Origin of the sequence: Helicobacter muridarum, assembly GCF_000765805.2 — a bacterium.
Taxonomy (GTDB): Bacteria; Campylobacterota; Campylobacteria; order Campylobacterales; family Helicobacteraceae; genus Helicobacter_A; species Helicobacter_A muridarum.
The window spans coordinates 1-22,556 of sequence record NZ_JRPD02000010.1; the positions used below are offsets into that span (position 1 = coordinate 1).

Genomic DNA, 22,556 nt, shown 5'->3' on the forward strand with positions numbered 1-22,556 from the left:
TCTGCTGGTATTCCTTGATTTAAGTCATTAATAAGTGAATCAAGCTTATCTAAAATCTCTACTATTGTATTTTGAATTTCTAGGGGAGGTAGGGGGATTGGGAGGTTTTGAAATTTTTTCTTTGAGATATTAAAGCGAGTAACACCATTTGCGGTTTTTATTATTTGCTTTCTCACCGCTTCATCTCTAAAAAGATATTTTGTAAAATCAGGTAGAAATAAACCTTTATCGTTGAATCTAAAACCAAAACAAAAGCTATTTAAATAAATATTTTCTAAAGGCTCTTGTGTAATAACACACGACATTCCTACTTCGTTGTGTGTTTCGCTAGAATTTGTAAATAAAATATCACCTAGATATATAATATTTTGTTTTTCGTTTGGTAAAACTTTTACAAAGTCATTTGCATTTAAATTCGCTTTAAGATTATTAAAAACATTCATATAAGAAATAAATCTTGCATTTCCACTGTTAAAATCCTCTTTTTTCTTTCCATTAAGCCCATTGTAAAATGTGCCAATCTCCCCTAAAGATTTAAACTCCACTTTTTCATTTTTAAGGAATTGTAGTAATTTAGGTATTTACTTAAGTATTTGCATGATATTCCTTTTGTCATTGCTAGACTTTGTCCGAAGTCGTAGCATATATTTGACTAGTTATTTTAAGAATCTTTATAGCAGATTCATAGCAATCTAGAATCTAAAATCTTGCAATTAAATATTGTTTGGTTAATAATATTATAGATTGATTCATTTGCTCCTCTCCTTGCAATGACTAAGTGAATTAAATCATCATTGCTAGAGACTTTAATAGTATAGCAATCTATAGTTTTATATACTTCAAGATTTCATTACAGAATCCTTAATTATCTGATTGTGGATTGCTTTATGCTTGTTTTACATAGTATTCCTTTTGTGTTATGAGTTTTAATTAACCTTTTATAAAATGACAAGATGATTTTAGATTCTATTTATCATAGAATCTTTTGTTTAGAATTGTCATGTTGAGGGTGAATACCTGAAAATATCTCTTAAATTCTCAAGTAACCTAATAATATCTATAAGTAGAGTGTCCATTAATTGGATAAAATATAACTCTTAATTTCTACTATTTAAATATTTAACTCTTATGTTAAAGTTTTTAATGCTCCTTAATCGTGCTTATCTTACTTTATTTAGACTTAAGTGATAAAGCAATAATTATATTTATTTGAGATTTGTTTATTTGAAACTTGATTTATTATATAAATATTCTTGTAATGCCTTTGCTTCTTGCACTTTATTATTAGACATACTCTTATAGTCCATAGTTTCATACATTTCTTGCAGAGCCATAGCAGCACTCTTGGCTTCGGAAATTGTTGTGAAATATGAAATGTTTTCTTTTAATACAGATTGCCTTATAAGTCTTGCATCTGGCTTGTCTTTATGGTTGCTTGTGTTAATAATCATTGCTATCTCATGGTTTGCAATCATATCATTAATGTGAGGACGCCCTTCGCTAACCTTTAGCACAGAAGTAGCGGGTATGCCTGCTTCCACTATAATCTTATGTGTCCCAAGTGTGGCAACTATCTCAAAGCCCATGTTATGAAAAATGTTAGCAAGTTCACTTGCATATTTCTTATCACTATTGCGTAAGGAAATAAATATTTTTCCATTTAGTGGAAGAGGATTCTTACATGCTAGTTGGCTTTTGGCAAAAGCAATACCATAGCTAGCTGCAATGCCCATTACTTCACCTGTGCTTTTCATTTCTGGTCCAAGTAGCAAATCTGCACCAGGTAATTTATTAAATGGAAAAACAGATTCTTTAATGCTTACATAGTCTAAAGCTTTAGGTTGTATAATTGATTTGCTAAAGTCAACCCCTTGATATTTATCATAGAATCGCAATGATTCTTGTAAAATACCATCTGTTAAATTTTTGTTTATTGCAGAATTATTACGCAATGCACAATGCCACATCACGCGAGTTGCTACCTTTGCTAGAGGGATTCCTGTTGCCTTGCTAACAAATGGTATAGTGCGGCTAGCTCTAGGATTTACCTCAATTAGATAAAGCTCATCATTGTAAATTGCATATTGCACATTCATAAGTCCTATTACTCCTAATTTCAATGCTATTTTCGCGCTTGTATATTCGATTTCTTTAAGCATTGTTTTGTTGATATTGATTGTTGGAAGTGAGCTAGCACTATCGCCACTATGAATTCCTGCCTCTTCTATATGCTCCATAATGCCGCCTATATATACGCTCTCTCCATCACTAATACAATCTACATCAAGCTCAATTGCAGATTCTAGAAATTTATCAATTAACACAGGCGCGCTGTCACTTACAGCAATTACTTCGTCCATATAGCTTTTTAGCTCTTCATCATCATATACGATTCTCATCGCCCTTCCTCCAAGCACATAGCTAGGACGCACAAGGGTTGGAAATCCAATACGATTTGCAATAGCAAAAGCTTGCTCTTTCTCATAGGCAATGCCATTTTGAGGTTGTTTTAAGCCTAGCTCATTTACAAATGCAGCAAACTTCTCTCTATCTTCAGCTATATCAATAGCCTTTACTGAAGTGCCTATTATTTTGGCATTGATTTTTTGCAGAGAATGGGCGAGCTTAAGCGGTGTTTGTCCACCAAAATGCACGATAATGCCATCTGGCTTTTCACGTTCAATTACAGCCCTTACATGCTCAAAATCAATTGGCTCAAAGTAAAGAATGCTACTTGTATCATAGTCTGTGCTAACTGTTTCTGGATTGCAGTTATACATAATGCTTTGCACTCCTAAATCTGCTAACGCAAAACTTGCGTGCACACAACAATAATCAAATTCAATGCCTTGTCCAATGCGATTTGGTCCTCCACCAATAATTATTACTTTGTGCGTTGCCTCTTTAGTGCTTTTGGCGGATTGCTTACTCAATACTGAATGCTCTATAAGCTCAAAATTTCCAATACTTGAATAAAGATAAGGCGTAAGACTTGGAAACTCTCCAGCGCAAGTATCCACCTCATGGTAGTTATGCGTTACACCAAGTAATAGACGAGCCTGATATACTTCGCCTTCACTTATTTCTATACCCTCGTTCATTTTAAGCCAATGTGCTATCATTTTATCGCTAAAGCCATAGCTTTTTATACGTCTCATAAGTTCTATATCACTTAAAATTTGTGATGTAATCATATTTTCGGATTCTACAATCTCTTTTATTTCATGTAAGAACCATTTATCAATTTTGCATAGCTCATGTATTTCATCAACACTTATGCCAAGTCCAAAGCCCTCTGCTATGTAAAGCAAGCGATTGGCATTAGGACGGCGAATTTCTTTTTTGATAATCTCTAAATCATTACAAATTTGATTAAAGCCAAAGAGTCCAGTCTCAAGGCTACATAATGCTTTTTGTAAAGATTCCTTAAAAGTGCCACCTATCGCCATAACTTCACCTATGGATTTCATACTTGTAGTAAGAGTAGAATCTGCTTTAGGGAATTTCTCAAAAGTGAAGCGCGGGATTTTAGTAACTATATAATCAATGCTTGGCTCAAAACTAGCCGGTGTGCCTGTGATGTCGTTTTTAATCTCATCAAGAGAGAATCCAACTGATAGCATTGTAGCAACTTTTGCGATAGGATAGCCTGTAGCTTTAGAAGCTAGGGCAGAGGAGCGCGATACACGCGGATTCATCTCAATAACAGTCATTCTGCCATTTTGGGGATTTATTGCAAACTGCACATTACTCCCGCCTGTATCCACGTCAATCTCTCGCAATATTTTAAAGCTTGCATCGCGCATTCGCTGATATTCTTTATCTGTTAGCGTGAGAGCTGGAGCAATCGTAATAGAATCTCCTGTATGAACACCCATAGGGTCGAGATTCTCAATGCTACACACAATGATACAATTATCAAATTTATCGCGTATGACTTCCATTTCATATTCTTTCCACCCTAAAAGCGACTCTTCAATAAGAATTTCATTAATAGGGCTTACATCTAAGCCATTTTTTGCCACTGCTTTAAACTCATCAATGTTATATGCTACGCCGCTACCACCTCCTGCTAGAGTATAACTCGCACGGATAATAAGCGGAAAGCCAATTTCTTTTGCTGCAAGTAATGCTTCTTCCTCTGTGTAGGCATATCGTGATTTTGGTAAATCCATGCCTATTTTTAGCATTGCTTCTTTGAATGCCTGTCTATCCTCACCTTTTTTAATTGCCTCTGGCTTTGCTCCTAAAAATGTAATTCCCTTTAGCATTCCTTTTTCATACATACTCATAGCGACATTAAGCGCAGTTTGTCCGCCCATTGTGGGCAAAATCGCATCGACTTTTTCTTTAGCAATGATGTTTGCTATAATTTCTTCTGTAATAGGCTCTATATAGGTGCGGTCTGCAAAATCTGGGTCAGTCATAATAGTAGCTGGATTAGAATTGATAAGCACAACGCGATAACCTAGAGATTTAAGCGTTTTGACTGCTTGCGTGCCTGAATAGTCAAACTCACAAGCCTGCCCTATAACAATAGGTCCTGAACCAATGAGTAAAATCGTATGAATATCGGTGCGTTTAGGCATAGAAATCCTTTTTCAAGATTGTGTGATTTTATCTAATATTTAATCCATATATAGCAATGTAATTTTATTTTTAGATGTTTTATTCATATGGACTAATGATATAAGTTTATGTATTTTATAAGCTAAATAGTTATTTTTTATATTTCAATCTTGGATATTTTACTAGTAAATTAATATTAAGAAATCAAATTAGATTTAATATCTATGTTTGTTAATTGTCAATACAATATATTTTAAATTATGTATTATATTGTGCAGCTTTATTTAATAATATTAAATGCATTTATGAGATTATATTTTATTTTTTAATCTTTTTGAGCTTTTGTTGATAGGTTGCTTCATTTATTGGAGTTATGTTCTCTTGTCTGAATGCCTTACCTACAGATTTTTCACTTAGATTTCTTATGTATAACATATATTTTTTTTCTAAATCCATAGACAATTCAAATACTTGATTATTCTTTGAGTCTATGAACTTATATCCTATTAAATTGCCTGATAGATTTCCAACTATTGGCTCTCCTCTTTGTATAATAATGGTCTTACCGTTATTTTTGCTTGTTTGATTGTATGTTACGTTAGTGCAAGTAGTGCTACCTGCTGGGCATTTGGAGCCAATCCATATAAGATAGCTTTCACTCTCAAATGCAGCTCCAGCAAATGCAAATGCAAGAGGAAATGCGAAAAGTAATAAGATTCTTGACATCATAAATCCTTAATCTATAGCCAAATAAATGTTGAGTTACAAAAAAGATGTAATCTGCTTTCTGATACATTATAACAAAAACCTAGAGTTTTTTATAACTTAAGCTTACTTAAATAGACAGCTAATTTTTGGTTATGTTCTTTTTGCTTAACGTGTATTACAATTTATAATCTATAGGCTATGAGGTAAATATGCAAAAATTGTGATAGAATGACAAATTACCCATTTATTTTGTAAGGAGCTATTAGATGAATAGGCTTGCACGCATCATACTAATTGTAGGTGCAGTCATAATTTTATTGCTATTGATTATCATACCCTTCCTGTCACAAAAAGTTGTAAAGTCTATACAAGAACACCTAAACAATGGTATGGAATATATACAAACCCATATTTCCAATTCACATAATGATTTTGGAATCAAAAAAATCGAATATTCTCCTTTTGAATGTAGTGGAATTAGCGATTATGAATGCAATAGCAAATCCATTGCTTTGTATGGAGATGATGCTCTGGAAAAAGGCAAAGATATTGAATATGTTAGATTCTCAAATATTTCTTTAAGAAGTAAAGATGTTAGCGATAAAAATAGATTTTCTTTAAATGTTTCAACTTCGATTGAGTATTTATCAATAGATAGGCTACTTAAAGATTCGGAAAATAATTCTATCCTTAATTTTTTTATTCACAATGCAAATGTGTTACTGCCAAATAAATTGACATGTGAGCAAAATTATTTACATCATAATATCTCCACTCAAGATTCCAAAATTATTACAGCTAACAATATCTGTTTTTTAGAATCATCTCTCTTCAATTCTAAAATACATATTAATAGCCTATTTTACCCTGATGTCGAAAAATCGCATATATTAGGCGTTTTATATGAGATATTTATGGCTATTAATGGAGATGTGAATAATCCAAAACTACAACATTATAATATTCCTCATGTAATAGATTCAATATCTATTACATTAGAATCAAAAAAAACATTTGCTGAATATATAAATTCTGATGAGAGTCTTACAAGCGAACAGAAGCAAAACTTGCAACGCAATTTTGATAGCAATATAAACCTTATATATCTTAGCGCACCTATGTTATTATCATCATATTTTGGAAATCAAAGTAGAGATATTGTTAGGGCAATTGGAGATGTAGCCAAAGGTAAAAAGAAGCAATTACTAATTAGTTTTGCTTCTAAGAATAACGATTCTTCGAGCTTTAAGCCTCTGAAATTCTTTCGTGATATGAATATTTATGAATGGCTTAAATATCTAGGCGAAAATTATAACTTAGTGGTTGAAACCAATGACTAAATTTTTATTATTGTTATTATGAGAATATTTGGAATGTTAATATTTAATATTTTTTAATGAGATAAGCTTATATTTTTTATTTGTGTTTATAAAAATGTTTGATTTATATTAAATATTTTATAGCTTCCTTCTTGTAGCCATTCTTTAGCTGTTGCTTTTAGCTTTTTGGTATTGTCGCTTGCAAAGAATTCTACAAGATTAGCATTATTTGGTTTTATATTGAATTTCTGTTGTAAAAATGTAGCAATGGCTTCTCCTGAATGAACAAATATTGTTTCTTTGCCAAAGTGATTCCTTAGAGCATCTATTAGCAATGGGAAATGAGTGCAACCAAGTATAATAACTTGTGGCTTTAACTCTGCAGGAAAATAATATTTAAATACGGTATTGACGACATTTCCATTAAAGATTCTTTCCTCTACCAAGCTTACGAATAAATTAGTAGCAATACTTGTAATATTGTTATATCCCATATCTATTAAACATCTTTCATAGTTACCAGAAGTTACAGTTGCTTGAGTGGCTATAACAAGAATATTGGAGTCTTTTGGGATTTTTTTTTGCACCAAGGCATTGATTCCAGATTCTATAACGCCAATAACTGGGATTTTACTTTGGGCTTGCATAGCTTTTAGGGCATGAGCTGAAGCTGTATTGCATGCTACAACAAGTAAATCAATATCACATTTCTCAAAGAATTCTAAAGCTTCTAATGAGAACTTAATTATTGTTTGCGTGTCCTTATTTCCATATGGAACACGAGCTGTATCGCCATAGTAAACAATATGCTCAAATCCTATTTCCTCAATAAGGCTCTTTAATACAGTTAAGCCACCTACACCACTATCAAAAACTCCAATTTTTTTAATTATTTGCATAAAATATCCTTAATTTTGTTCCTTTATAATATTGTCTTGATATATGTTATTTATTTGTTTCTTATTGATTGAATGCTGCTTGTATGGTTATAAATCAATGCAATGTTAGACTAGGTTGTGAATTAAAATATCAATCAAATATTTATTGAAATTTTAGTTTAGATTCAAATTTATTTTACTTTTTCTTTAGTAAGATCGCACACTAAAATTATTTATTATAAAGTTGTATTTTTTAATAAAAGTAATGAGGAAAAGCAATGAGTAGACTGCCCTTAGACCATGCTACACAAAGTAACTTAAATGATAGCAGTGATTTTAGTAATGTTTCCTTTACTCATTTGCACCTTCATACAGAATATTCTTTACTCGATGGCGTAAATAAATTAGACTTGCTTGCCAAAAGGATTAAGGAATTGGGTATGAATAGTGTTGCTATAACAGATCATGGCAATATGTTTGGTGTTATTGAATTCTATAAGATTATGAAAAAAAACGGCATAAAGCCAATCATAGGTATAGAGGCATATATTCATAATAAAGACCAAATTGATAATAGAGAAGCTAATTCTCCAAAGTTTCATGTTTGTCTTTATGCTAAAAATGAAGAAGGATATAAGAATCTTATGTATCTTTCTTCACAAAGCTTTATACAAGGGTTTTATCGCACTTCAAGGATCAATAAGAATCTTCTAAGACGATACTCAAAAGGAATTGTTTGTTCTTCGGCTTGTTTAAGTGGTGAGATTGCATGGAATTTGAATCTAAATCCAAGTATGAGGCACGATCGTATGCAAAAACGACTTATTCAGGGTGCGGGCGGTTACGAAGGAGCAAAAGAAGCAGCTTTAGAATACCAAGATATTTTTGGTGAAGATTTTTATATTGAGATTATGAGACATGGTGTAGCTGACCAACTCTATATTGATAATTATCTAATACAACTAAGCCTTGATACAGGCATCAAGATGATCGCTACAAATGATACTCATTATGGCACAAAAGAAGACGCAGATATGCAGGAAGCAGCCATGATGATAGCTACAGGTAAAAATATAAATGATTCCTCAAGATTGAAGCATACTGTATCAGAGTTCTATATTAAGAGTCCGCAAGAAATGGCAGATCTTTTTGCAGACATTCCAGAGGCACTTAACAATACTCAAGAGGTAGCAAGCAAATGTAATCTCATCATAGATTTAAAAGATGATAAGAATCCTCCAACCCCTCCAACCTTTATATTTGCTAAAGAATATGCTAATCAAGAAGATTTGGATATAGAAGATGAAAGTGAATACTTCATATATAAATGCAAGGAAGGTTTGCAAAAAAGATTAAAGCATGTTCCAGAATCTAAGCATGGTTTGTATTATGACAGACTTCAAAAAGAGATTGATATTATCACTAGTATGAAGTTTTCTGGATATATGCTAATTGTTTGGGACTTTATACGTTATGCCAAGCTAAATAGGATTCCCGTAGGACCTGGACGTGGTAGTGCTGCTGGTAGTTTGGTATCTTATTGTTTGGAAATTACAGATTTGGATCCAATTAAATATGATTTGATTTTTGAGAGATTCCTTAATCCTGAACGTATTTCTATGCCAGATATAGATACAGATTTTTGCCAAAGAAGGCGATCTGAGATGTTTACATATATGCGTGAAAAGTATGGATTATATAATGTAGCGCAAGTTATTACATTTGGCAAAATGCTAGCAAGGGGTGTTATTAGAGATGTAGCTAGAATTTATTGTATGCCAATTCAAGATGCAGATAGATTTGCTAAGCTTATTCCATCTAAGCTAGGAATTACACTGCAGGGTTATACCGATAAAAATGGTAAATTTATAGAGGGTGCTTATGAATTAGAACCAAAGATTCAAGAATTGATACAAAGAAATGCTCTTGCTAAAAAAGTGTGGGATATGGCATTGCGATTAGAAAAACTAAATCGCAATGCAGGTAAGCATGCTGCTGCTTTGGTTGTTGATTCCAATCAAGAGTTATGGCATAAAGTTCCTCTATATGTGAGCGAGCGCACAAAAGGCGTTGTTGTTACTCAATATTCTATGAAATATTTAGAGCAGGTAGATTTAATAAAGTTTGATTTCTTGGGATTAAAGACTCTTACTGTAGTTCAAGATACGCTTGATATTATTAAAGATACCAATGGCATAGATGTTAATTTATCTACGCTTGATGTTGATGATCCTAAGGTGTATAAAACTTTGTGCAGCGGAAATACCCTTGGGATATTCCAGCTAGAATCCACAGGCATGCAAGAGATAAATCGTAGATTGCGACCAAGCGGTATAAATGATACTATTGCTCTGCTAGCCTTATTTCGTCCTGGTCCAATGGATAGTGGTATGACAGATGATTATATCGAGAGGAAACATGGTAGGGCTAATGTTACTTATGTTTTTAAGGAGTTGGAGCCAATACTAGAATCTACTTTTGGTGTTATTGTTTATCAAGAGCAGGTAATGCAAATCGTGCAAGTCATTGGTGGATTCTCACTTGGAGAAGCAGACATTATACGTAGGGCTATGGGCAAGAAAGATGCAAATATTATGCTACAAAATCGTATGAAATTTGCCGATGGAGCAGAAAAGAATGGCTTTGATAGGAAGAAAGCAGAAGAATTGTTTGATCAAATAGCAAAGTTTGCCGAGTATGGATTCAATAAGTCCCATTCAGCTGCATATGGAGTTTTAACTTTTCAAACAGCATATCTAAAAACCTACTTTGAACATGAGTTTATGGCAGCAATGCTAACAAGTGAAAGTCATAAGGTAGAGGCAGTAGCAAAATATCTTGATGAGGTTAAGAGTATGGGATTAGAGGTGCTTCCTCCTCATATTAATACTTCTAAAATAGATTTCTCTGTGATATTTGATAATGGCGTAAAAAAAATTGTTTTTGGTTTGGGAGCTATTAGGGGTGCTGGCGGAGGTCCTTTACAAAATATAATCGATGAACGCTTTAGCAATGGGACTTATAAAGATATGGAAGATTTTATTGCTAGGATTGATTTTAGTCGATTAACAAAGAGAATATTAGAGCCCTTAGTTAAGAGCGGTAGCTTAGATGGCTTTGGCTATACTCGTGCTAGCCTATTGCAAAATCTTGATTATATATGTGATATAGGTAGAGGTATTTTGAAACAAAAGGCTGATATGAAATCTGGTTTATTTGGTGTAGATTCCTTTCGTCCTGCATTAAGTTTTGAAATTATGCCTGAGCTAGATTCTAAATTGCTTTTAGAATATGAATATGAAAGTTTAGGAATCTATCTTAGCGGGCATCCTCTTGATCATTTTAAGGATGAAATAAATGCAATTTCTAATGTGGCAAAGATTGCGAATTTAGAAGGATTAAAAGATGGATCTAACGTATTAATACTAGGCAAATTAGAAGAAATACAAAGGAAGATGAGCAAAAATAATAGAGCTTATGGCACTAGTAAAATTATGGACTTTACAGGTAAGCAGCCACTAACTTTCTTTGAAGATCAACTAAAGATATTAGACAATATGGACTTGCAAAATCCAATAGGAATACTAGGCAAACTAGATAAGATGGAAGATATTACTCAAGATGAAGATGGTAGTGTTAATGTTGAGTATAAAATTGGTATAAGAGTATTTGAGATTTTGAGTCTTGAGGAGTGCAAAGAAGCAAAGATTTCTTTGCAAAAAGACAAAAAGACAAAGAAGGAAGCTTTGCTTAAATCATTACCAAATGATTCTATATCTCATAAAAAATATAAGATACAAGATAAACAGCCTGATTCAAGCTATGTAGATGACATAGAGCCGCTTGATATAAAAGCAGACATGGATGCTAAAGATTCTTGTCTATGTGCATTGTTAGATAGCCTGCCAAATGAAGATGAGATAGCTTATATAGCAAAGGTTGCTAAGGAGTATAGCGGCAATTCAAAATTAGCAATAGGGCTTAGAGACAAGATCAATAAAAAGGCTATTATCCTAGAGAGCAATTTCTATGTAAGTGCCAGCATTAAGGCAAAAATAGAAGAAATTATGCCCCAAGTAAATTGGCAATATATTCAAGAGTGATTTATATTTATAAATATATTCTTTAACTTAAAGGGGAAGTAATGCAGGGTTTGGATCTAGCTTTGTTGATTTTTTTGGTTTTTGTTGTGGTAGTGGGTATAGCTAGTTATATTGTCTTTGCATATAAAAATAAATAAGGAATGCTAATGTTGGTTCATATATGTTGTAGCGTGGATAGTCATTATTTTTTAAAAGAATTACATAAAGCTTATCCAGATGAGAATCTTGTAGGATTTTTTTATAATCCTAATATTCATCCCAAAGAAGAGCATGATTTAAGATTGCAAGATGTTAGGAGAAGTTGTAATATGTTAAATATTTGCTTAATTGAGGGGGAGTATGATGTTAATTCATGGTTACAAGATGTGAAAGGTTTAGAGAATGAGCCAGAAAAGGGCTGTAGATGTAACAAATGTTTTGATAATCGCTTATTAAAAACTGCAAGCATTGCTAAAGAGCTTAATATATCAAAGTTTACTACTACATTGCTTAGTAGTCCTATGAAAGAGCAACAGGTGTTATATCATCAAGGAGATGTTATTGCTAAAGAGAATAATCTTGAATTTGTTAAGATTAATGTTCGTGCAAATGGTGGTGTTAATAAGCAAAATGAGCTTGCAAAAAATGATAATTTGTATAGGCAGAATTATTGTGGTTGTCAGTTTGCTCTCAAAGCTCAACGTAACAAACAAAAAAAAATATCGCTTGAGATGATGAGCAACATTACTAAGCAAGTTATGCCAGGTAGCATAGAGGCTAGACATCATGTATTTAGTCGTAGAGATGCGTTAGAAAAGTCTGATATAGGCTATATTTTAACGCAAAAAAAACATCTTGTTTGGAGATTATTGCATGCGCAAGTCATGCACAAAAAAGAAGTTATCCCTTCATATATCATTGCTAGATCCGGTGATAAAAATCTTGCAAAAAGTGGAAATATAGTGTGGATAAAGCAAAAACTTGGTGATTTACATGTACTTTATAATTTAGATGACTTTGATATTGATAATATGCAGCGTTTTATTGATATGATTGCAGCAAAACAACAAGAGTATAATCAGAATTTTAATTTACTTGTTGGATATTCAAAAAGAGATGATAGTGTTTTTATTGATATAGACATGTTTAATTTTTTATTAAATAAAAATTATATTGATGTTAAGTCATTATCTAATAATCCGCCGAGCTATCAAGAAGAGCTAAAATTAAGACATTATCTTTGTGGCATAGAAAGCATGAATCCTATTATTGTTTTAGATTCTAAGATACCTCATGATATTATAGTTAGCATTATTAGCACATTTCAAGAGGAAAATATCTATGATGTTATAGAAGAATACAAATATTGTAAGCTATGATTATTACGCTTCCAAATTTTTTATATATCATTTTATTTTGTTGGGCTTTGTCGTTCTTATAATATAGTATAAGTTGTTTGTGAGATAACCAAATCTTAATGCAATATTAACCAAATAATCTATGCTAATAAAATAATCTAGGATTTACTAAAAAGCTTTTTGTAGCTTTGATGAATTGAAGAATCTTAAAATAAGATTTATTTATAAAACAATTCCTTAATTATATTGCTTTGGTATTTTATTTTTTTTAATATAACTGAATTATTAATCAAACTTTGCGTTATTAATTTTGCAATAGATAAAATAGCCTTAGAATTATTAAGCGATATTTTGCACTAAACTCCAAATTAATACACTAAAATATAGTATTCGCTAATTTATGATTAAGTTATGTAAATTATAAACTTTAAGTTATTTTTATGGTTTTTTAGTGTAGAATTTTCGCTTTAGCAAGTAGGGGGATATATCCGAAAGCAGATAAATTTTATATGTATGGAGTAGCTATGAAGAAAATTTCATTAATGTTTTTTGCGTGTTTAGCATTTGCCTTGGCAGATGATGGTATTGCAGGGCAGGAGTTTATTGCGGCATTATCGATTGTTGGAGCAGTGATTGGACTTGGTATCGCTGCTTTGGGTGGTGGTATAGGTATGGGACATACCGCAGCAGCAGCTATTTCAGGCACAGCTAGGAATCCGGCCTTAGGATCCAAGCTTCAAGCTACTATGTTTATTGCTATTGCTTTGATTGAAGCACAGGTTATTTATACTTTAGTATTTGCTATTATTGCTATATTTGTAAACCCATTCGTTAATTACGGTTTGTTCCAATTTAGTTAGTATTTTGTCTTTAAGTTGTTTACCTTATTTATTATTAGATGACTTATATTTAGGATAAATTCATTTATGGTTTATCCTTTATTTGCGCTGGTGGTGGAATGGTAGACACACCATCTTGAGGGGGTGGCGGAGCGATCCGTGTGAGTTCAAGTCTCACTCAGCGCACCACTTTATTTTTAATTTGTTTGTTGTTTCTTTTTTATCTTATTATTAAGATATATGCCGGAGTGGTGAAACTGGTAGACGCGCTAGACTCAAAATCTAGTAAGGGCGACCTTGTGTCGGTTCGAATCCGACCTTCGGCACCATTCAAGTCCTGATAGCTCAGTTGGATAGAGCGTAAGATTCCTAATCTTAAGGTCATGGGTTCAAATCCCTTTCAGGACACCAATTTGTTTTCATTTGCCTTACTTAATTTAGATTATGATAAAATCATAAAAATATTTATCATACTAAATTTCGACTTTTAAATTTGTGTTATTTGTTAATTAATATTGAATATTTATGAAGCAACCATATAGTATTACTATCAAAGCCAAGCTTAATGCCATAATTGACTTACAACCAAGTTTTTATTTAGATTTGCTTAAAATTCTGCAAAATATAGCTCAATCGCACCAAGCTTATTATATAAAATTATTAGATTCTAAAATATTTATCCTTAAAAAGTCTTTTTGAAAGCTAAATAATTTATCTTTAAAGTAGAATATTTTAATTTAAGAAAAAGCCATAATCTAGAATAACTCAATTGTTTTGGTATATTTAGAGTGCTTATTTTTGAATCTTTAGCTCTATTGTATTGTTTAACCTTTGTTTTAAGATAATATTACTATATATATCATTAGTAATATTTAGGTATAATTACAAATAGTAATTTTGATAAAGTGAGATGCTATGGATTTAAGTCCTACATTTAAAGCCATATTTGTTAATAATACTAGTATAAGTTCATTCTTCATAATCCGCTTTATGTTATGTTTATCATGCTTTAGTCGATTGTTATTTATGCTAGTTTATTTATTCATTCTAGTATTTGTGCCTAGTTTTGCTAAAGATTTACAAAGTAATATGCTAAAGATTGCTGTTTCTAGCAATGTCGGTAAGCTTAATCCACAAGGTTATGCTGCTCAAATGTATGCACAGAATATGATATATGAGGGATTAGTTAAAATTGATTCAAAAGGTCAGATTGTCCCGTCTCTGGCCACTTCTTGGAGCATAGATAAAACAGGTAAGATATATACTTTTATATTGCGTAAGAATGTTAGGTTTTCCAATAAAGAGTTATTTGACGCTAATGCTGTGAAAAAGAATTTTGATTCTCTATTAAAGAATAGGGCTAGGCATTCTTGGAGTAACCTTGCTATGATTATTAAGGAAGTAAAAATCATTGATAGCCATCAAGTTCAAATTATACTAGATAAGCCTTATACGCCAACATTATCAGAGCTAAGCCTTATTCGTCCATATAGGTTTGTGGCTCCTAGCATGATTCCAGATAGCTTAGATTTGGTTAAAAATGAACCATTAGAACCAATTGGTACAGGTCCATATGTATTTTCTAAAACAGATTTAGGAAAGGGTGATACATTTATCAAAAATCAAGATTATTGGGATTTAAATGCAAATAATGGAATCTATTTTGATGTTATACAAACAAAAATTATTGTAGAACCTAATTCTAAGATTGTAGCACTAAAAACTGGTGAAGTAGATATGATTTATGGATATGATGAAGTTCCTATTGAAATATTCAAGCAAATGGACAAAACTAAGGAGTTTAGCATTTATCAAAGTCCACCAGTTTTTACTTCATCTCTCGTGTTAAATCCAGCTAATAAATATCTAGAAAATGTATTAATGAGAAGAGCTATTGCATTAAGTATTAATAAAGATTCTATTGTAAAGGCGGTGTATGAAAATTTTCAGCCAAAGGCTGACTTTCTTTTTTCGCCAAATATGCCAAATGCTGACATAAGTAAGGACTATCCAGACGCAATTTTATCCTTTGATAAAGATGAAGCAAAAGCTATTATAGAATCATTAGGTTATACACTAAATAAAAACGGATTCTATTATAAAGATAATAAGCAGTTATCATTGAGTTTACTATATATAGGCAATAATCCTTCACAAAGGTCAATAGCAGAGATATTACAATATCAGCTTAAAAATGTAGGAATTTTCCTTAAATTGATACCCACAGAGCAGACTATATATCATAATAAGCTAAGGACTGGGGATTTTGATATATGTTTTCACCAGACTTGGGGCATTCCGTATGAGCCGCTCATTATGTTAAATTCTATGAGATATGTTGGTCATGTTGATTATATAGCGCAAAAGCCACTTAAAGAAAAAGCAAAAATAGATAAGGAAATAGAATCTGTAATCATGCTTCCAAATGATTCTATAACAAAGCCATTACATGCTTTATTATATGATATTTATTCAACACAAATCTATATACCATTGACATATCAGACAAATAAATCAATAGCTAGAAAAGATATTCAAGGTATAAATATGGATATGCGTGCTATTGGAATTCCATTTCGGGAATTTTATAGGAAACCTTGATATTTGTGTTTTTATACTTTATTTATCCTTATGTTTTTATAGTTAAGGCATTCCTGATTCATAATGGCTAATGAAAGGCTTGATATATGTTCCAATATTTTTTGTTTAGAATCTTATCAATTATTCCAATATTATTGGTCGCTTCGTTTGTCATTTTTGCATTATTAAGGTTAAGCGGGACAGATCCTATAACTCAATACCTAATTCATTCAAATCTCCCACAAACACAAGAACTTGTAGAATCATTGAGACATGAGTTTGGTTTAGATAAGCCCATTTTGCAGCAATATTTAATGTGGCTACAACAGGCTTCAAGATTGGATTTTGGAACTTCTTTTATAACAGGGCGAAGTGTTAGTAATGACTTCATGTATTTCTTGCCAAATACTTTTCTATTAGTTGGGCTTTCGTTCTTGATTATTCTTTGTGTTTCTATTCCGCTAGGAATACTTTCATCAAAGTATAAGGACAAAATACCAGATTTGATAATTCGTTTCTTTTGTTTTATTGGAGTTTGCATACCCAACTTTTGGCTAGCTTTTGTGCTAATTATTATTTTTGCAATATATTTAGATTGGTTACCAGCCTTAGGGCTAGATAGTCCACAATCATTTATTCTTCCATGTTTAAGCATATCACTTATGTCAAGCTGCATTAATACAAGGCTAATTCGCACAAATATGCTTGAAATCAGGAAAGAAAGACATATTGTCTATGCTAAACTAAGAGCACTAGATTCTAAAAAAATCACATTAAAGCATATTTTTTATAACGCATCTTTACCAATTGTAACTGCCTTTGGTATGCATATAGGAGAGCTTATTGGAGGTGCTTTATTGATTGAAAATATTTTCGCAATACCTGGTATTGGTTTGTATAGCTTACAGGGTATTGCCAACCATGATTATCCTATTATTCAATGCTTTGTTGTGGTTCTTTGTTTGGCTTTTGTAGTTTGCAACTTACTTGTGGATATGCTTCTGATTATCCTAGATCCTAGATTAAGGAGCGAAGTTATGAAGTCAAAACAAATCAGCGATAATTAAGGATCAATATGAAAAATGCCACTAATAGCCAAACAATGCAAGGTCAGCTAGAATTGGATAATTTAAATTATAAAAGATTTCCATTGCTAGGTAAAATTGCTTTGATTGGTATATTTACCTTTTTAGCTATGATTATTATTGCTCCATATTTTTTGTCTTATACGCCAGATTTCCAAGATTTAGATTCTAAATTTGCCCCTCCTAGCTCAAGCCATATCTTTGGAACTGATTATTTGGGTAGAGATATTTTTACTAGGTTGATATATGGTGCTAGAATCTCTTTATTTTCAGCATTCTTTACTCTTGCTATTATCCTTTTTTTAGGTATTAGTATTGGTGGTATTTGTGGATTTATGGGAGGTGTAGTAGATAGAGTTATAATGAGAGTTTGCGATATATTTCTAAGCATGCCTACTATAGCACTTTCTCTTTTTCTTATTGGAGTGCTTGGAAGTGGACTAGGGAATATTATTATAGCTATAGCACTTACGCATTGGGCTTGGTATGCTCGAATTGTAAGAAGCATTGTTTTGCATTTAAAGAATAAGGAGTTTGTGCTTTTGTCGCAAACATTTGGGCTAAATAAATGGCAAAATTTTAGACGTAATATACTTATTCCTATTTTTTCACAGTGTATAGTCTTGGCTACTATGGATATAGGTCATATCATATTGCATATAGCTGGGTTATCTTTCTTGGGTCTAGGTGTGCAGCCGCCAGAAGCAGAATGGGGTGTTATGTTAAGTGATTGTAAAGATTATATATGGAGCAATCCGTCATTGGTTATATATCCAGGTGCAGCACTGTTTATTACCATAGCGTTATTTAATTTATTAGGCGATAGCTTAAGGGATTATTTTGATGTTGATTTGGAATCTTTGCATTAGACATTGGTTTTTATATTTATATTATTAAGCTAATAATATCAAAATATGGAGTTTAGATTTTTTGTCATATTTTATTATATATGAATATTTGTGTATTTATTAGGAATCTCGTAGATAAAATTTTTGTATCATTTGCTCCAAATATTGCAAGAGTGAAGTTTATATTTTGCTTTGCCTAGTATGACTAAGAATTTTAACACAACAAAAAATGGAAAGTTTGACATGATACGAGGTTATGTTGAGCTTTTTAAAATTTCAGCATCTTAATGATTCTTAAGCATTTTTAATGATTTAGCAAGATAGTAATGTTCATATAAAAAGGAGAAAAATATGACACTAGCAATGCAAGATGTAATCGTTAGCACTAAGGATTCTAATCCTCTATTACATAGCATATCACTAGAGATAGCACAGGGTAAAACACTTGTTTTGCTTGGTGCTAGTGGTAGTGGAAAGACACTTAGTTTATCTGTATTGCAAGGTATAATCCCAGCAAATCTAAATTTAACAAGCGGTAGGGTTTTGCTTAATGGTGAGTTGCTTGATCCAATTAATGCTAGGGGTAGAATCTTTGCTAGCATTATGCAAAATCCTCGCACTTGTTTTAATCCATTATTTAGTATGAAATCTCATATTAAAGAAACCTTACATGCTGTAAAAAAGCCTTATAGAAAAGAGGTTGTAGAATCAACTCTTAATGAAGCAGGGCTAGATCCTACTATCCTTAATCGATATTCTTTTGAGTTAAGCGGAGGAATGTTGCAAAGAGTGATGATAGTTATAGCCCTGCTAGCTGAGGCTAAGTTTATTTTAGCTGATGAGCCAACTAGTGATTTAGATGAGTTAAATCAACAAAGAATCCTAGATATTTTAGATTCTGTTAGGGTTAGCAGAAATATAGGTATTTTTCTTATTACGCATGATTTAAGCATAGCTATACAAAGGGCACATAAAATCCTTATTATCCATAATGGCAAGATTCAAGATAGTATAGAGCCAATTCACTTTGATGCAAAAGAGTTGCGTAAACTGCTAATTGATAAGCTATTGTCAAGGGAATAATTATGTTACTTAATTTACAAAATATTTGTTATAGCTATAAAGATATTAGGCTTTTTATGAATAAGATAGATAGGCAGATTCTGCATAGTATTAGTTTTCAAATAGACATTGGTGAGCGCGTAGGCATAATGGGTAAGAATGGCTGTGGCAAAAGCACCTTGGCAAGAATTATTGCTGGATTGCAGGAGCAGACAAGCGGTAGCATTTTGTTAAATGATGTATTAGTTAATAGGCGAAACATTAATGGCTTATTATCTAAAACTCAACGAAGAGCATTTTACAAGCAAGTTCAAATTATATTTCAAGACCCAATAAGTTCACTTAATCCTAGATTTACTATATTGCAGAATCTACAAGAGCCTTTAAGTTATCTCTTAGATATTAATGATAAGAAGACACAACTGCAAAGAATTATTCCTCTTTTGGAGATTTTAGATCTTGATTCTAGAATCTTGCAAAGTTATCCTGCTATGGTTTCAGGTGGACAAGCTCAAAGAATTTGCATTATGCGTACACTTTTAGTAAATCCTAGCCTAATTATTCTTGATGAGGCTACATCTAATCTTGACTATGTTTTAGCTATAAGGATTCTGGAGTTTTTAAAGCAATGGCAGCAAAATAACTCTTGTGCATTACTTTATATCACGCACAATAAGGAGTTTGCTAGTGATTTTTGCAATAGACTAATAACCATAGGAGAGATTGCAAATGTTGGAAATGGAATTATTAGCGAGGAAATTTGTAAAAAATAGCTCTCTTGTTACTTAAGATAATAATAAATATTTATATTTAAGGTTTAATGCCCATAATTTTTACAAAATATTACATATGAATGAAATTATATTGCAAACTTGTTAAAAAATATAATGAACTATTAGTTTTTAATTAAAATTGAATAAGGACATTGTATGGGAATTACAAGGCGAGATTTTTTAAATGGTGTAGCAATAGGTGCTGTTGGTGGTTTGGGCATGCTTTATGGTGGCGGTAATTTGTTTGCTAGCACGCCAACAAAAGGCGACATTTATTATCCCCCTGCACTTACTGGGCTTAGGGGTAATACTAATGAAGCTTATGAGTTTGCACATATGTTGCGCGATGGTGAGAGCTTTGATTATGCAGGGGCAAAAGTAGAAGAAAAGTATGATTTAATTGTTGTTGGAGCTGGTATTAGCGGACTTTGTGCGGCTACTTTGGGTAGAAGGAAGCTAGGCAAGAATGCTAAGATTTTAATCCTAGATAATCATGATGACTTTGGTGGACATGCAAAGCGCAATGAATTCACCTTGCCAGATGGTAGTCTATTGCTAGGTTATGGTGGTAGTGAATCATTTCAAAGTCCTAAATCTTTATATAGTAAACAGGTTGTAGAATTTTTAAAGTCACTAAATATTGATATTGATGCACTTGGTCAGAAGTTTAGTGTTGATTTTTATCCTAATATGGGTCTTAGCCGCGGTGTGTATTTTAACAAAGCTTATTATGGAGTAGATAAGGTTGTTAATGGAGATCCTGGGCGGGCTGTAGCTGATGATATACCTCCACATAGGCTTAATGCAAAGTCTGATGAAGATTTTATTAAAGAGTTCCCTTTACCACAAAAGGATATAGATGATTTAATAAGGCTTCATACTTCTAAGGAAGATTGGCTTAAGGGTATGAATAAAGAACAAAGAGCAGAGTATGCAGATAAAACAAGTTATGCCAAGTTTTTAAAAGACAGGGTAGGTTTAAGCGATTTGGCAATTTCATATTTTGAAAAACGTACAAATGATTTCATGGCTTTGACTATTGATTCTGTTTCGATGCAGGATGCTAGGGTTTGCTGGCTACCAGGGTTAGAGCATTTAGGATTACCAGAGCTTGATAAGGTAAGCGATGCAGAGAGAGATGATCTATATAACTATCATTTCCCTGATGGTAATGCTTCTGTAGCTAGGATTATGGTTAGGAATCTTATTCCCGGTGTTGCAAAGGGCAATACAATGGATTCTATTGTGCTTGCAAAGTTTGATTACTCAAAGCTAGATATGAAAAATTCCCCTACTAGATTGCGTCTAAGAAGCACGGCGGTAAATGCTGTAAATACAAAAGATGGCGTAGAGCTTTGTTATATGCATGCAGGTGATAAGAAGCTACATAAGGTATTTGCTAAAAAAGTGGTAATGGCTTGCTATAACGGCATGATACCCTACATTGTGCCTAGCATGCCCGATAAACAAAAAGAAGCTCTATCTATGAACGTTAAGGGGACTATGATGTATGCTAAGGTTGTCATTTCTAATTGGGAACCTTTTATTAAACTTGGTGTTAGCGAAGTGTATGTTCCGCAAATGCCTTATGCACGTGTAAAGATTGACTATCCTGTAAATATTGGAGGGTATAAGCACCCAGTAGATCCTAAAAAACCTATGTGTTTGCATATGGGTTGGGCAGAAAACACTCCACATGAGGGCTTAAATGCTAGAGACCAGTGGCGGGCTGCTAGACATAGGCTTTTTACTATGCCATTTTCTGAACATGAAAGAATCATTCGTGATGAATTGCAAGGTATGCTAGGTGGAGTTGGCTTTAATCATAAAAAAGATATTTTAGCCATTACAGTTAATCGTTGGTCCCATTGTTATTCTTATTCTATTAATACTCTCTTTGATGATGAAAAAGAGAGCGAAGAATATATTAAAGCCGCTAGGCAACCATTTGGCAATATTACCATCGCAAATTCTGATGCAAGTTGGTCTCCTTGGCTACACACAGCAATACAAGAGGCACATAGAGCAATTAAAGAGCTTAGATTATAATAATGTTGTTTTGTCTTTAAAAATCATTTCAAGGGTGTAGCTCTTAATGAATATCAATTATGATGAAACCATTTAAATCTTTGTGTTTAATGATGTCTATGCAGGCGCAGGGCAATGGCTTATCAATTTGTCATGTTGAGCGTTATCTAGCGGTAGCGACTAAATTACTAAAGAAACTTCATTTTCGCAGGAGTAAACATCTCATTAATATTTAGAGATCTTGGCTTACGCTTAAGACATGACAAAGAGGAAGATTTAGAATTGCAAAGAGCTGCAATCTTAGCGTAGAGTAGAGACATGGTAAAATGTTGTCATAATTATATTAAGTAATGTTCATAAGCAATACTATCTATTAATCATATAAAATATAGTTCTTATAACAAAGTTTAAATTTTTATATTCACTT

The 22,556-nt window shown here is 32.5% G+C and carries 14 protein-coding genes and 3 tRNA genes; 13 read left to right on the forward strand and 4 right to left on the reverse strand.

From position 1 onward, the window contains the following. The 3 genes from LS73_RS05435 to LS73_RS05445 all read right to left on the reverse strand — a co-directional run. Positions 1-545 (reverse strand): restriction endonuclease subunit S (locus LS73_RS05435; RefSeq protein ID WP_201273578.1); only part of this gene is annotated, 545 nt, incomplete at its 3' end. 675 nt (positions 546-1,220) lie between these two features. Further along, the gene (gene carB, locus LS73_RS05440) at positions 1,221-4,589 is read right to left on the reverse strand and encodes a carbamoyl-phosphate synthase large subunit (protein ID WP_034556697.1); all 3,369 of its coding nucleotides are present in this window, start codon (positions 4,587-4,589) and stop codon (positions 1,221-1,223) included. A 298-nt stretch (positions 4,590-4,887) separates the two neighbouring features. After that, the gene (locus LS73_RS05445; protein ID WP_233708891.1) at positions 4,888-5,295 is read right to left on the reverse strand and encodes a hypothetical protein; all 408 of its coding nucleotides are present in this window, start codon (positions 5,293-5,295) and stop codon (positions 4,888-4,890) included. A gap of 248 nt (positions 5,296-5,543) precedes the next feature. Between LS73_RS05445 and LS73_RS05450 the strand changes: the two genes are divergently transcribed. Beyond that, positions 5,544-6,617: a hypothetical protein gene (locus LS73_RS05450; RefSeq protein ID WP_034556700.1), complete on the forward strand. Its 1,074-nt coding sequence runs from the start codon at positions 5,544-5,546 to the stop codon at positions 6,615-6,617. An 86-nt stretch (positions 6,618-6,703) separates the two neighbouring features. Here LS73_RS05450 and murI read toward each other — a convergent pair whose 3' ends face one another. Continuing rightward, the gene (murI, locus tag LS73_RS05455; protein WP_034556702.1) at positions 6,704-7,495 is read right to left on the reverse strand and encodes a glutamate racemase; all 792 of its coding nucleotides are present in this window, start codon (positions 7,493-7,495) and stop codon (positions 6,704-6,706) included. Positions 7,496-7,752: 257 nt separating this feature from the next. On the opposite strand from murI, the gene dnaE reads away from it, so the two are divergent. The 12 genes from dnaE to LS73_RS05515 all read left to right on the forward strand — a co-directional run bounded on the left by dnaE (position 7,753) and on the right by LS73_RS05515 (position 22,150). Continuing rightward, entirely contained in the window at positions 7,753-11,577 is a 3,825-nt protein-coding gene (gene dnaE / locus LS73_RS05460) for a DNA polymerase III subunit alpha (RefSeq protein WP_052089436.1), read from the forward strand. A gap of 146 nt (positions 11,578-11,723) precedes the next feature. Further along, positions 11,724-12,935, forward strand: coding sequence for an epoxyqueuosine reductase QueH (locus LS73_RS05465; RefSeq protein WP_081955475.1), 1,212 nt, complete (start codon positions 11,724-11,726; stop codon positions 12,933-12,935). 503 nt (positions 12,936-13,438) lie between these two features. Next, the gene (locus tag LS73_RS05470; RefSeq protein WP_034556704.1) at positions 13,439-13,774 is read left to right on the forward strand and encodes a F0F1 ATP synthase subunit C; all 336 of its coding nucleotides are present in this window, start codon (positions 13,439-13,441) and stop codon (positions 13,772-13,774) included. 84 nt (positions 13,775-13,858) lie between these two features. Next, a tRNA-Leu gene (locus tag LS73_RS05475) sits at positions 13,859-13,942 on the forward strand. 53 nt (positions 13,943-13,995) lie between these two features. After that, positions 13,996-14,082: transfer RNA gene (locus tag LS73_RS05480), tRNA-Leu, on the forward strand. 5 nt (positions 14,083-14,087) lie between these two features. After that, positions 14,088-14,164 (forward strand) — tRNA-Arg (locus tag LS73_RS05485). A 504-nt stretch (positions 14,165-14,668) separates the two neighbouring features. Further along, positions 14,669-16,354 carry a nickel ABC transporter substrate-binding protein gene (gene nikA / locus LS73_RS05490; RefSeq protein ID WP_236097214.1) on the forward strand — a complete coding sequence of 562 codons (1,686 nt, stop codon included), beginning with the start codon at positions 14,669-14,671 and terminating at the stop codon, positions 16,352-16,354. An 86-nt stretch (positions 16,355-16,440) separates the two neighbouring features. After that, entirely contained in the window at positions 16,441-17,400 is a 960-nt protein-coding gene (locus LS73_RS05495; protein WP_034556705.1) for an ABC transporter permease subunit, read from the forward strand. Positions 17,401-17,408: 8 nt separating this feature from the next. Beyond that, positions 17,409-18,287: a nickel ABC transporter permease subunit NikC gene (gene nikC / locus LS73_RS05500; RefSeq protein WP_233708890.1), complete on the forward strand. Its 879-nt coding sequence runs from the start codon at positions 17,409-17,411 to the stop codon at positions 18,285-18,287. A gap of 330 nt (positions 18,288-18,617) precedes the next feature. Further along, positions 18,618-19,349, forward strand: a complete 732-nt coding sequence (locus LS73_RS05505; RefSeq protein WP_034557011.1) for an ATP-binding cassette domain-containing protein — start codon at positions 18,618-18,620, stop codon at positions 19,347-19,349. Between the two features lie 56 nt (positions 19,350-19,405). Beyond that, positions 19,406-20,101 (forward strand): ABC transporter ATP-binding protein, encoded by a 696-nt coding sequence (locus LS73_RS05510; RefSeq protein ID WP_158654965.1) that lies wholly within the window; start codon positions 19,406-19,408, stop codon positions 20,099-20,101. A 156-nt stretch (positions 20,102-20,257) separates the two neighbouring features. Next, positions 20,258-22,150: an NAD(P)-binding protein gene (locus LS73_RS05515; RefSeq protein WP_034557012.1), complete on the forward strand. Its 1,893-nt coding sequence runs from the start codon at positions 20,258-20,260 to the stop codon at positions 22,148-22,150. Positions 22,151-22,556: the final 406 nt, after the last annotated feature.

Bases quoted from the DNA above. Each gene is read 5' to 3' on its own strand.
- carB (WP_034556697.1), bottom strand. From the start codon at position 4,589: ATGCCTAAACGCACCGATATTCATACGATTTTACTCATTGGTTCAGGA.
- LS73_RS05445 (WP_233708891.1), bottom strand. From the start codon at position 5,295: ATGTCAAGAATCTTATTACTTTTCGCATTTCCTCTTGCATTTGCATTT.
- LS73_RS05450 (WP_034556700.1), top strand. From the start codon at position 5,544: ATGAATAGGCTTGCACGCATCATACTAATTGTAGGTGCAGTCATAATT.
- murI (WP_034556702.1), bottom strand. From the start codon at position 7,495: ATGCAAATAATTAAAAAAATTGGAGTTTTTGATAGTGGTGTAGGTGGC.
- dnaE (WP_052089436.1), top strand. From the start codon at position 7,753: ATGAGTAGACTGCCCTTAGACCATGCTACACAAAGTAACTTAAATGAT.
- LS73_RS05465 (WP_081955475.1), top strand. From the start codon at position 11,724: ATGTTGGTTCATATATGTTGTAGCGTGGATAGTCATTATTTTTTAAAA.
- LS73_RS05470 (WP_034556704.1), top strand. From the start codon at position 13,439: ATGAAGAAAATTTCATTAATGTTTTTTGCGTGTTTAGCATTTGCCTTG.
- nikA (WP_236097214.1), top strand. From the start codon at position 14,669: ATGGATTTAAGTCCTACATTTAAAGCCATATTTGTTAATAATACTAGT.
- LS73_RS05495 (WP_034556705.1), top strand. From the start codon at position 16,441: ATGTTCCAATATTTTTTGTTTAGAATCTTATCAATTATTCCAATATTA.
- nikC (WP_233708890.1), top strand. From the start codon at position 17,409: ATGAAAAATGCCACTAATAGCCAAACAATGCAAGGTCAGCTAGAATTG.
- LS73_RS05505 (WP_034557011.1), top strand. From the start codon at position 18,618: ATGACACTAGCAATGCAAGATGTAATCGTTAGCACTAAGGATTCTAAT.
- LS73_RS05510 (WP_158654965.1), top strand. From the start codon at position 19,406: ATGAATAAGATAGATAGGCAGATTCTGCATAGTATTAGTTTTCAAATA.
- LS73_RS05515 (WP_034557012.1), top strand. From the start codon at position 20,258: ATGGGAATTACAAGGCGAGATTTTTTAAATGGTGTAGCAATAGGTGCT.